The organism is Streptomyces silaceus (assembly GCF_001419745.1).
Classification (GTDB): Bacteria; Actinomycetota; Actinomycetes; order Streptomycetales; family Streptomycetaceae; genus Streptomyces; species Streptomyces silaceus.
Genome location: NZ_LIRJ01000158.1, coordinates 1 through 11,659, shown reverse-complemented (window position 1 = coordinate 11,659; position 11,659 = coordinate 1). Strand labels below are relative to the sequence as shown.

The 11,659-nt window shown below is 71.9% G+C and carries 7 protein-coding genes; all 7 read right to left on the bottom strand.

Annotated features, from left to right (window positions below; all coding sequences use genetic code 11):
- Window positions 1-16: 16 nt before the first annotated feature.
- The 7 genes from AOK22_RS16415 to AOK22_RS16385 all read right to left on the bottom strand — a co-directional run bounded on the left by AOK22_RS16415 (window position 17) and on the right by AOK22_RS16385 (window position 11,413).
- Entirely contained in the window at window positions 17-1,498 is a 1,482-nt protein-coding gene (locus tag AOK22_RS16415; RefSeq protein ID WP_055699403.1) for an alpha/beta hydrolase family protein, read from the bottom strand.
- A gap of 143 nt (window positions 1,499-1,641) precedes the next feature.
- Window positions 1,642-2,052: a hypothetical protein gene (locus AOK22_RS16410; RefSeq protein ID WP_425264033.1), complete on the bottom strand. Its 411-nt coding sequence runs from the start codon at window positions 2,050-2,052 to the stop codon at window positions 1,642-1,644.
- 140 nt (window positions 2,053-2,192) lie between these two features.
- Entirely contained in the window at window positions 2,193-5,945 is a 3,753-nt protein-coding gene (locus AOK22_RS16405; RefSeq protein ID WP_055699402.1) for an ABC transporter ATP-binding protein, read from the bottom strand.
- 112 nt (window positions 5,946-6,057) lie between these two features.
- A complete protein-coding gene (locus tag AOK22_RS16400; RefSeq protein ID WP_055699401.1) occupies window positions 6,058-6,996 on the bottom strand; it encodes a serine hydrolase in 939 nt (312 codons plus the stop codon).
- Between the two features lie 195 nt (window positions 6,997-7,191).
- Window positions 7,192-8,880, bottom strand: a complete 1,689-nt coding sequence (locus tag AOK22_RS16395) for a thiamine pyrophosphate-binding protein (RefSeq protein WP_055699400.1) — start codon at window positions 8,878-8,880, stop codon at window positions 7,192-7,194.
- Entirely contained in the window at window positions 8,877-9,869 is a 993-nt protein-coding gene (gene speB / locus AOK22_RS16390; RefSeq protein ID WP_055699399.1) for an agmatinase, read from the bottom strand. Before speB ends, AOK22_RS16395 begins: the two co-directional genes overlap by 4 nt.
- Before the next feature lie 77 nt (window positions 9,870-9,946).
- The gene (locus AOK22_RS16385; protein WP_055699398.1) at window positions 9,947-11,413 is read right to left on the bottom strand and encodes a sodium:solute symporter family protein; all 1,467 of its coding nucleotides are present in this window, start codon (window positions 11,411-11,413) and stop codon (window positions 9,947-9,949) included.
- Between the last annotated feature and the right edge of the window lie 246 nt (window positions 11,414-11,659).

Sequence of the window (11,659 nt, the reverse complement as noted above, 5' to 3'; positions counted from 1 at the left end):
CCCCGCGCCCTCAGGCCTAGCGGCGCACCGGCGACTCCTTCCGCACGTCACGCCGGTCCAGCTTCTTGTCGTACGCGGCCAGCGGCTTGGCGGACGGCGAGGAGACGCCCGCCCACGCCTGGATCCGCCGCGTCGCCTTCGCCTTCTCGTCCGCCGTGAGCTGCGAGACGGTCGCGCCGTGGTTCGCGCCGGGCGCCGTGAAGACGTAGTTGTCGTGCTTGGCGCCCTGTGTCGGCCGGTACCGCTCGGCGCCGTACGGGTCGTACTCGCCGTACACGTACATCATCCGCTGCCCGTGGTGGCGCACCCACCGGTCCGCGTCCCGCATCACCCGGGGCTTGAACGTCATCGGGATCTCGCGCGGCACGAAGTTGCGCGGCGGCTGGTAGCCGTAGCGGCTCAGGCCGCCGAGCCACGGCTGGCTGATGTCGGGCGAGCCGAGTTCGGTGCCCGCCTGGTAGTAGTACGGCACGTAACCGGCGAGGCCCTGGTCGGTGTAGAAGGACCAGCCGACCACGTCGTCGACGTAGTCGTAGAGCGCCTGGTCGGACACGGTGGCCGCGTCCGGGATCCGGCCGCACGCGGTGGCGGCGGGCTGGTACTGCCAGAAGCCCCACACCAGGTCCATGACGACCGCCTCGAAGACCTTGTCGAGCGTGCCGACGGTCTTGAAGGTGTAGCCCTCCGCCTCGGCGACGGCCGCGAGCTTCGCCGACAGCGGCCCCCTGCGCGTCAGCGCCTCGCGCTGCACGGCCTGGATCCGGTCGCGGCACTCCTTGGTGCCGACGTTCGCGAAGAACTCGTCGTACGCCGAGTCCTCCTTGTCGTCGACGTCGTTGGGGGCGACGTAGGCGACGACGCCCGCCATGTCGCGCGGGTAGAAGCGCTCGTAGGCCGTCGCGGTCATGCCGCCCTTGGAGACGCCGGTGGCCAGCCACTTCTTGCCGTAGACCGACTTGAGGGCACGGTAGAGGCGGTGCTGGTCCGAGGCGCCCTGCCAGCTGTCGAGCTTGGACCAGTCGGCGGGCTCGGGGCGCGAGGGCGTGAAGTAGCGGTACTCCATGGAGACCTGGTTGCCGTCGACGATCTGCGTCGGCTCGCGGCGGCCGGGGTTGGTGGAGACGTTGTAGCCGCTCGTATAGAAGACCGTGGGACGGCTGGTGTCCTTGTGGAGCACGGTCAGACGCTGCTCGAAGGTGCCCTTGGACGGGTGGCGGTGGTCCACGGGCTGTGTGTAGTTCAGGACGAAGAAGCGGTAGCCGGGAGTGGGGTCCCCTTTGCTCGAACGTGGTCGAGAGCTTGGGGAAGGCTTCTCCTCGATCAGGCTCATGCCGGGTATGGCGAGCAGCCTGTCCTTGATGTCCGGTTCCGCGGCGGGCCTCGCGTCCGCGGTGGTGCCCGGTTCCGCGGCGGTGGCCGCGCCGGTCGTCGCTCCGGCCGCGCTCATCGTGCCTGTCAGCACCACGAGCGACAACAGCCATCTGAGCGCCTTGCTCATGCACCCTCCCCTGTCGACACAGCAGTGCCCCGGAACCTAACGGAGCAACTGGGTCCGCGACAGAGGGAGTTGAGCAGAACCGCGACGCGAGGAATGTCCCAGGAAGGAACGTCTCAGGAAGGTACGCCCCAGGAAGGAACGTCTCAGCAGAGGATCCAGCCCGAGCTGACCCCGCGCCCGCTGATCTCCGCCTTCACCCAGACGCAGCGGTGGCCCGCGTGGACCGTCACCGGACCCGCGCGGTGGGTGTAGCGGCCCTTGTCACGGGCGGGCCTGCTGCCGCGCGCCTGGACGCTGACCGACATGGGCTTGCGGGCGCCGGGCTTCTTGGCGACGGCCACGGCGCAGATGTAGCCGCGGCTCTTGAAGACGTCGACCTTGCCGGTGCTGAAGGGCAGCGAGCGCACCTTGCGGCCGGCGCACAGGCCCGTGACGGCCTCCGCCGAGGCGGTGCCGGGGCCCGCGAGGGCGAGCAGCACGGAGGCGGCGAGCACGGCGGTGCCGAGCGTCAGCCGCCGTCGTATCCGACCACTGCCGCGTCCACTGCCCACGATTGCCCCTCCCGCCACTCCGGCATCAGCGTACTGATGTACGGACGCAGCCCACAGCCCGTGCGGTTGCGGCCTCCCGCGCCTTTTTCCCGCCTTCTCACCGCCGTTCCTCCCGGGGCACCCGGCCCCGGGAGGAATCCCCCTCAGGCCGCCTCCACGGCCTCGCCCACGAAGGTCCGCCACAGCGCGGCGTACCGCCCGTCCAGCGCGAGCAGCTCCTCGTGCGTGCCGTCCTCCGCGACCCGCCCGTGGTCCATCACGACCACGCGGTCGGCGCGGGCCGCCGTGGTGAGGCGGTGCGCGACCACCAGCGTGGTGCGCCGGCCCGCGATGCGGTCGGTGGCCTGGTTGACCTGCGCCTCCGTGGCGAGGTCGAGCGCCGCGGTGGCCTCGTCGAGGAGCAGGATGTCGGGGGCGACGAGCTCGGCGCGGGCCAGCGCGATCAGCTGCCGCTGCCCGGCGGAGAGGTTGCGGCCCCGCTCGGTGACCTCGTGGAGGTAGCCGCCGTCCAGGGTGGCGATCATGTCGTGCGCGCCGACGGCGCGGGCCGCGGCCTCGACCTGGGCGTCGGTGGCGTCGGGCCGCCCGTAGGCGATCGCGTCGCGGACCGTGCCCGCGAAGAGGTACGCCTCCTGCGGCACGACGCCCAGGCGGTGGCGGTACGAGGTGAGGTCCAGGGAGCGCAGGTCCGTGCCGTCGACCGTGACGCGGCCGCCCGTGGGGTCGTAGAAGCGGGCGACGAGCTTGACGAGCGTCGACTTGCCCGCGCCGGTCTCGCCGACGAAGGCGACGGTCTGCCCGGCGGGGATCCGCAGGCGGATGCCGCTGAGCGCCTCCTCGGACGCGCCGTCGCCGGTGGCGCCGTACGCGAAGTCGACGTCCTCGAAGGCGATCTCGCCGCGCAGCGAGAGCACCTCCATCGGCTCGTCCGCGGCCTTCGTGGACGTCGGCTCCTGGAGCAGCTCCTGGATGCGGCCGAGCGAGACGGTGGCCTGCTGGTAGCCGTCGAAGACCTGCGAGAGCTGCTGCACGGGCGCGAAGAACAGGTCGATGTAGAGCAGGTACGCGACGAGCGCGCCGGTCGTCAGCGTGCCCGCCTCGACCCGGCCCGCGCCCACGATCAGCACGGCGACGACGGCGACCGAGGACAGGAGCTGCACGAACGGGAAGTACACCGAGATCAGCCACTGGCCGCGGATGCGGGCCTTGCGGTAGCTGTCGCTGTTCTGCGCGAACCGCTCGCCGCCCGCCCGCTCGCGCCGGAATGCCTGCACGATGCGCAGCCCGGCGACGGACTCCTGGAGGTCGGCGTTGACCACGGACACGCGCTCACGCGCCAGTTCGTACGCCTTCACGCTGGACTTGCGGAAGAAGTACGTGCCGACGATCAGCAGCGGCAGCGTCGCGAAGACGACGAGCGCCAGCTGCACGTCGATGACGAGCAGGGCGACCATGATGCCGAAGAAGGTGACCACGGAGACGAAGGCGGTGACGAGACCGGTCTGCAGGAACGTGGACAACGCGTCCACGTCCGTGGTCATCCGGGTCATGATCCGCCCGGTCAGCTCGCGTTCGTAGTAGTCGAGCCCGAGGCGCTGGAGCTGCGAGAAGATCTTCAGCCGCAGCGAGTAGAGGACCCGCTCGCCGGTGCGGCCGGTCATCCGCGTCTCGCCGGTCTGCGCCGCCCACTGGACGGCGACGGCGGCGAGGGCGAGCCCGGACGCGGCCCAGACGGCACCGAGCGCGAGTTCGCTGACGCCCTCGTCGATGCCGTGCCGGATCAGGACGGGGAGCAGCAGGCCCATGCCCGCGTCGACGGCGACGAGCAGCAGGCTCAGGAGCAGCGGAAGCCGGAATCCGGCGAGCAGCCGGCGCAGGCCGTACGACTCCTCGGGGGTGACCGCGCGGGCCTCGTCGATGTCGGGGGTGTCGGTCGCCGGGGGCAGCGCGTCGACCTGGGCGAGGAGTCCTGGCGTGGCCGGCATCCCGGAGAGCGCGGCGTCCTTGGGCTCGCGGTCGCCGGTCCACAGGGCGGGCGTGATGCCGCGCTCGGCGTCGAACTCGGCGTCCAGCTCGGCGCGTACGGAGGTGTCCTCGGGCCGGTCGGCGGGCAGCGCGTGGCCCGGCGAGACGCCGCCGAGCTCGTCCGGGTCGGTGAGCAGGCGCCGGTAGAGGGCGGAGCGCTCCTCCAGCTCCTCGTGGGTGCCGAGGTCGGCGAGGCGTCCTTCGTCGAGGACGGCGATGCGGTCGGCGAGGCCGAGGGTGGAGCGGCGGTGGGCGATGAGGAGCGTGGTGCGCCCGGCCATCACGCCCCGCAGCGCCTCGTGGATCTCGTGCTCGACGCGGGCGTCCACGGCGGAGGTGGCGTCGTCGAGGACGAGGAGGCGGGGGTCGGTGAGGATGGCGCGGGCGAGCGCGATGCGCTGGCGCTGGCCGCCGGAGAGGGTCAGGCCCTGCTCGCCGACCTTGGTGTCGTAGCCGTCGGGCAGCTCGGATATGAACCGGTCGGCCTGGGCGGCGCGCGCGGCGCTCTCGATCTGCTCCTGGGTCGCGCCGGGGTGGCCGTAGGCGATGTTGGCGCCGACGGTGTCGGAGAAGAGGAAGGAGTCCTCGGGCACGAGCCCTATGGCGGACCGCAGGGAGGCGAGACTCAGCTCGCGCACGTCGTGGCCGCCGATGAGGACGGCGCCGTGCGTCACGTCGTAGAAGCGGGGCATGAGCAGCGAGACGGTCGACTTGCCGCTGCCGGACGAGCCGACGACGGCGAGGGTCTCGCCGGGCCGGATCTCGAAGGAGAGCCCGTCGAGGACCGGCCGGTCCTCCTCGTACGCGAAGCTCACGTCGTCGAACTCGACGGTGGCGGGGGCGTCGGCGGGCAGCTCCTTGCGCCCGTCCGTCATGCTCGGCTCGGTGTCGATCAGTTCGAGGACGCGCTCGACGCCGGCGCGGGCCTGCTGGCCCACGGTGAGGACCATGGCGAGCATGCGCACGGGTCCGACGAGCTGGGCGAGGTAGGTGGAGAAGGCGACGAACGTGCCGAGCGTGATCTCGCCGCGCACGGCGAGCCAGCCGCCGAGGGCCAGCATGGCGACCTGGCCGAGCATGGGGACGGCCTGGAGGGCGGGGGTGTAGCGGGAGTTGAGGCGGATGGTCCGCAGCCGGCCCGCGAAGAGCCTGCGCCCGACCTCCCTGAGCTTCCCGGTCTCCTGCTCCTCCTGCCCGAAGCCCTTCACCACGCGTACGCCGCTGACGGCGCCGTCGACCACGCCGGCCACGGCGGCGGCCTGGGCCTGCGCGTACCAGGTGGCGGGGTGCAGCCGGGAGCGGGAGCGGCGGGCGATGAACCAGAGGGCGGGCGCGACGGCGAGGGCGACGAGGGTCAGCGGCAGCGAGAGCCACGCCATGATCACGAGGGAGATCACGAAGAGCAGGATGTTGCCGATGGTCATCGGCAGCATGAAGAGCAGGCCCTGGATCAGCTGGAGGTCGCTGGTGGCGCGCCCCACGACCTGGCCGGTGGACAGCTCGTCCTGCCGCCGTCCGTCGAGCCCCATGATCGTGCCGTACATCTCGGTCCGCAGGTCGTGCTGGACGTCGAGGGCGAGACGGCCGCCGTAATAGCGGCGGATGTAGGTGAGGACGTAGACCACGAGGGCCGCGCCCATGAGCGCGCCCGCCCAGGGGGCCATGGAGCGTGTGCCGCCCTGCCCGTCCTGGCCGATGACGTCGTCGATGATGACCTTGGTGATGAGCGGTACGAGGGCCATGACGGCCATGCCGCCGAGCGAGGAGCCGAGCGCGAGCACGACGTCCTTCGGATACCGCCACGCGTATCCGGTGAGCCTCCTGGCCCAGCCGGGTTCCTTCGCCCCGGCCCCGCCCCGTTGCTCCGTCACGTGCTGCCTCCCGTCGACCTGACCTGCCGAGAGGCCCAACACGGCGGGATGCGGATTTCATCCCGCCGCAACAATCCCCGTCGCGGCGGAGCGCCGCGACGGGTGGGGCCCGTCAGCTGCCGGGGACGGCCACGAACGCCTCCCGCGGCGAATCCGTGGGAGCGTAGCGCCGGGCCGCGGGGGCCCGGGGCGTCAGGTCCTTGTGGAGGGCGCGGGAGACGCGCTGGATGGTGTCGACGCCGTAGTTCATGGTGCCGTTGCCGTGGGTGAGCACGGAGATCGTGTAGTCGTGGCCGCCGCCCTTGAAGGCGCCGATGCTGTGCACCCGCCAGCCGTGGGTCGCCCGCTGCAGCCAGCCGTTCTTCACGTGGATCGAGACGCCGGACGGGGTGCCCGCGGGGGTGCCCCAGCGCTGCGCGGCGACGACCTTGCCCATCAGCTTCAGGAGGTAGGAGCGGGAGGCGTCGGTCAGGACGCCGTTCTTACCCGAAATCAGTGCGAGGAGCTTCTGCTCGTCGGTCACGTTGATCCGGGTGAGGCCCCAGTAGCCGCCCGATCCCGGCACGGTCCTGGTCATCTTGGCGGCCTTGAGGAAGCCGTTGATCTTACCCGTGCCGAGCTGGCGCCAGAGCGTGCTGGTCGCCGTGTTGTCGGACTTGGTGATCATGGCGGTGGCGAGGTTCTTCTCGCGGGAGGACAGGCTCCGGCCGCTCTTCTGGGCGTCCCACAGGAGCGTGGCGAGGACGGTCGCCTTGACGACGCTCGCCGAGTCGAACGCGGTGGTCCCGCGCAGGGTGCAGGTGGTGTTGGTGGTGCGGTCGTGGAGGCCGACCGCGACGGTGCCCTTGCGGTTCTTCAGCGCCGCGGTGATGTCCTTGGTGAGCTTGGCGGCCAGGCCCGCCTGCGCGGAGGTGCAGGTGACCTTCGGCGCGGCCGCGGCGACGGCGGGCGCGGCGGGCGCGACCGCGCCGAGCGGCAGGAGCACCCCGGCGGCGAGGCCCGCCGAGAGCACGCGGGCACGCCTGGATATACCGGATGTCCGGTGAGTCATGGAGCTTCCCCATCCCCTTGGGTCCGTACAAGACCCTCGGGGTCCGTACAGGCGCGCCCCCCGGCGCACCCGCCCCACATGACTCACCGGTACCGGTGAAAGGTTGTATGAACTTGTACGACGATCTCGCCGGATCGGGCCAGACGCCTCCTGGACCAGACCCGATGCGCCCGGGTCAGCCCAGGTGCGTCCGGGTCAGCCCAGATGCGTCGGCGCGAACATCTTCAGGAGCGCCGGGAGCACCACCACGGACGGGCCCGGCTCGGCGAGCGCCTTCGCGAGGTCGTCCCGGAGGGTCTCCGGGCTCGTCCGCACCCCCGGCACCCCGAAGGACTCCGCGAGCGCCACGAAGTCGGGGCGGGCCAGCTCCGTGGCCGTCGCCTCACCGAAGGCGTCGGACATGTACTCGCGCAGGATGCCGTAGCCGCCGTCGTCGACGATCAGCCAGGTCACCGGCAGGTCGTACTGCTTCGCCGTGGCCAGCTCGGCGATCGAGTACATCGCGCCGCCGTCGCCCGAGACCGCGAGGACCGGGTGCGAGGGGTCGGCGGCCGCCGCGCCAAGGGCCGCCGGGAAGCCGTAGCCGAGGCCGCCCGCGCCCTGGGCCGAGTGCATCGTGTTCGGACGGCGCGCGTCGAAGGCCGACCACGCCCAGTAGGCGAGGATCGTCATGTCCCAGAAGGACGGCGACGCGTCCGGCAGGGCCTCGCGCACGGCGGCGAGGACGCGCTGCTCCAGGGCGAGGTCCTGGCCGTCGATCCGCTCACGGACCTTGGCCAGCAGCGCCGCGACCCGCTCGGGCGCCGAGGGGTCCTCCCGCGGGGCGTCGATGGTCTCCAGGAGGGCGGACAGCGCGAGGCGCGCGTCCGCGTGGATGCCGAGCGCGGGGTGGTTGGACTCCAGCTTCCCGGCGTCCGCCTCGATCTGGATCACCCGGCCGCGCGGCGCGAACGTGTGGTAGTTCGACGACAGCTCGCCGAGGCCCGAGCCGACCACCAGCAGGACGTCCGCGTCCTCCAGGAAGTCGGTGGTGTGCCGGTCCTCAAGCCACGACTGGAGCGAGAGCGGGTGCTCCCAGGGGAAGGCGCCCTTGCCGCCGAAGGTCGTGACGACGGGCGCGTTCAGCAGCTCGGCGAGCGCGCGCAGCTTGCCGCTCGCGTCGGAGCGCACCACGCCGCCGCCCGCGATGATCGCCGGGCGCTCGGCGCGGGAGAGCAGGTCGGCGGCGACGGCGGTCAGCTCGGGGCGCGGCACGACGTCCTCGGGCGTCGCGTCCACCGCGGTGACCACCGGCAGCGTCGTCCCGGCGAGGAGCACGTCCTGCGGGATCTCCACCCAGACCGGGCCGTGCGGCGCGGTGAGGGCGGACTCCCAGGCGGCGGCGATCGCGGAGGGGATCTGCGAGGCCGTACGGACCGTGTGCACGGACTTGACCACGTCGCGGAACGAGGCCTGCTGGTCGCGCAGCTCGTGCAGATAGCCGTGCCGGCCGCCGCCGAGTCCGGCCACCGGGACCTGGCTGCCGATCGCGAGGACCGGGGAGGACCCGGCCGCCGCCTCCTGGAGCGCGGCGAGCGAGGTCAGCGCGCCCGGCCCGGTGGACAGGAGCAGCGGGGCGACCTCGCCGGTGACGCGGCCGTACGCGTCGGCGGCGAAGCCCGTGTTGTTCTCGACGCGGAAGCCGACGTACGAGAGCGAGGAGCGGCGCAGCGCGTCGAACATGCCGAGCGCGTGCTGTCCGGGCAGGCCGAAGACCGTGGTCGCGCCGAGGCCGGCGAGGGTCTCCATGACGAGGTCGCCGCCGTTGCGCCCCGGGGGCGGGTTCAGCGCGGCCTCGGTCTGGGCGGCGGTGGGGCGCAGGACGACGTCGTGGTCGTGGGTCACCGGGTGCCTCCCGCTTCGCGGGCCTCCGCGATCTGGCGGGACATGATCGTCGTCAGTTCGTACGCCGTGTGGGAGGCCGCCACCGCCGTGATCTCCGCGTGGTCGTACGCGGGGGCGACCTCGACGACGTCCGCCGAGACGAGGTTGCAGGAGGCGAGGCCCCGCAGGATCTCCAGGAGCTCGCGGGAGGTCATGCCGCCCGCCTCGGGGGTGCCGGTGCCCGGCGCGTGGGCCGGGTCGAGGCAGTCGATGTCGATGGAGATGTACAGCGGGCGGTCGCCGATGCGCTGGCGCAGCTGGTCGGCGACCTCGTCGGCGCCGCGGCGGTAGATGTCCGCCGAGGTGACGATGCCGAAGCCCATCTTCTCGTCGTCGGTGAGGTCCTTCTTGCCGTACAGCGGGCCACGGGTGCCCACATGCGAGAGCGCCTCGGTGTCGAGGATGCCCTCCTCGACGGCACGGCGGAACGGCGTGCCGTGGGTGTACTCGGCGCCGAAGTAGGTGTCCCAGGTGTCCAAGTGGGCGTCGAAGTGCAGGAGGGCGACCGGGCCGTGCTTCTTGGCGACCGAGCGCAGCAGCGGCAGGGCGATGGTGTGGTCGCCGCCGAGCGTCATCATGCGGGCGCCGGAGCCGAGCAGGTCGTCGGCGGCGGCCTCGATGGTCTCCACCGCCTCGTTGATGTTGAACGGGTTGGCGGCTATGTCACCGGCGTCCGCGACCTGGGCGAGCGCGAACGGCGAGGCGTCCTGCGCCGGGTTGTAGGGGCGCAGCAGGCGGGAGGCCTCACGGATGGCGTTGCCGCCGAAGCGGGCGCCGGGGCGGTAGGAGACGCCGGTGTCGAAGGGCACGCCGACCACGGCGACGTCCGTCGTGCCGCCGACCTCGTCCAGGCGGGGCAGGCGGGCGTACGTCGCCGGGCCCGCGTACCTCGGGATGCGGGAGGAGTCGACGGGGCCACGCGGGGTCGTCGGGGTCTCGGCGCTGCTCATGGTCGGTTTCCTCCAGTTGGTGCGGATGCTGCGATTCAAGTGTCGCGCGGCCCACTGACAGCGGGCCGCGCACGGGACTAGACGGCCACGGGGGCCTCCGGCTCGGCCTCCTCGGCGCCGCGCCCGGCCAGGCGCTCGCGCCAGGCGGCGAGCACGGCCGCGTCGGTGGGCTTCGTGGCGAGGGAGACGAGGACGTAGACGGCCAGCGAGGTCAACAGGCCGTAGTAGACGGGCTCGTTGGCGAGGATCCCGTACGCCCACATGAGTCCGACGACGGAGAGACCGCCGGCGGCGACGGCCGCGAGCGCGCCGGCCGCGGTGCCCCTGCGCCACAGCAGGCCGCCGAGGATCGGCACGAGCAGCCCGCCGACGAGCAGGTTGTACGCGACGGTCAGGGCCTGGACGACGTCGTTCAGGGCGATGGCGATGACGATCACGCCGACGCCCATGACGAGGATGAAGGCGCGGTTGCCCTTGACCTCGTCGTGCGGCTCGTCGCCCGCGTCGGCCTTCACGACGCCGCGCAGCCGCGACCAGATGTCGTTGTTGGCGACGGTGGCGCAGGCGATGAGCGCTCCGGAGGACGTGGACATCACGGCGGCGAGCGCGGCGGCGAGGACCAGGCCGCGCACGCCCATGGGCAGTTCGTCCTTGACGATGGTCGCGAAGGCCGCGTCGGCGCTCGGCAGCTTGGGGTACATGACCTTGGCGGCGGTGCCGATGACGGCGCCCGCGATCGCGTAGATGAGGCAGTACGTGCCGGCGACGGTGCCTCCGTAGCGGGCGACCTTGTCGCTGCGGGCGGTGAAGACGCGCTGCCAGATGTCCTGTCCGATGAGCATGCCGAACGTGTAGATCAGCACGTACGTGAAGATCGTCTCGCCGCCGATGCCCAGCGGGTCGAAATACTCGGTGGGCAGCTCGGCCTTCATCTCGCTGAAGCCGCCGGCCTTGACGACGGCGATGGGCAGCAGCAGGAGCAGCACGCCGATGGTCTTCACCACGAACTGCACCATGTCGGTGAGGGTGATGGACCACATGCCGCCGAGCGTGGAGTACGCGACGACGATCGAGCCGCCGAGGATGATCGCGACGGTGCGGTTCAGGTCGAAGAGGACGTCGAAGATCGTGGCGTAGGCGATGGTCGAGGTGACCGCGAGCATCAGCGTGTACGCCCACATGACCACTCCGGAGATGACGCCCGCGCGCCCTCCGTAGCGCAGGTCGAGCATCTCGGAGACGGTGTAGACCCTCAGGCGCGCGATGCGGGCCGAGAAGAAGACGCTCAGCGCGAGGAGTCCGAGGCCGATGGTGAAGACCATCCAGGCACCGGAGAGGCCGTACTGGTAGCCGAGGCCCACGCCGCCGATGGTGGAGGCGCCGCCGAGGACGATGGCGGCCATCGTCCCGGAGTACATCCAGGGCCCGAGGCGGCGGCCCGCGACCAGGAACTCGGCTTTGGACTTGGCGCGGCGCATGCCCCACCAGCCCATGGCCAGCATCCCGGCGAGATAGACGACGATCACTGTGTAGTCGACGGCCATTGGGGGGCCTCCTTCGCGCACCTCGGTGGCGTGTCGTGCAGATGGGGGTGAGGACCGGCCCTGGGGACAACCGCCCGTACCCATGGCCTCGTGGTCGGCACGACCTTAGGTGGCCGGAAAGCAACGCTGAAGTGTACGTTTCCTCCACTCTCCATGACCGAGATGGATGGAACATCCACCATGACCGATCCCTCGGGCCCCGGCACGCCGGCACCCCCGCCCTCGGCGGCCCCGGCGCCCCCGGTG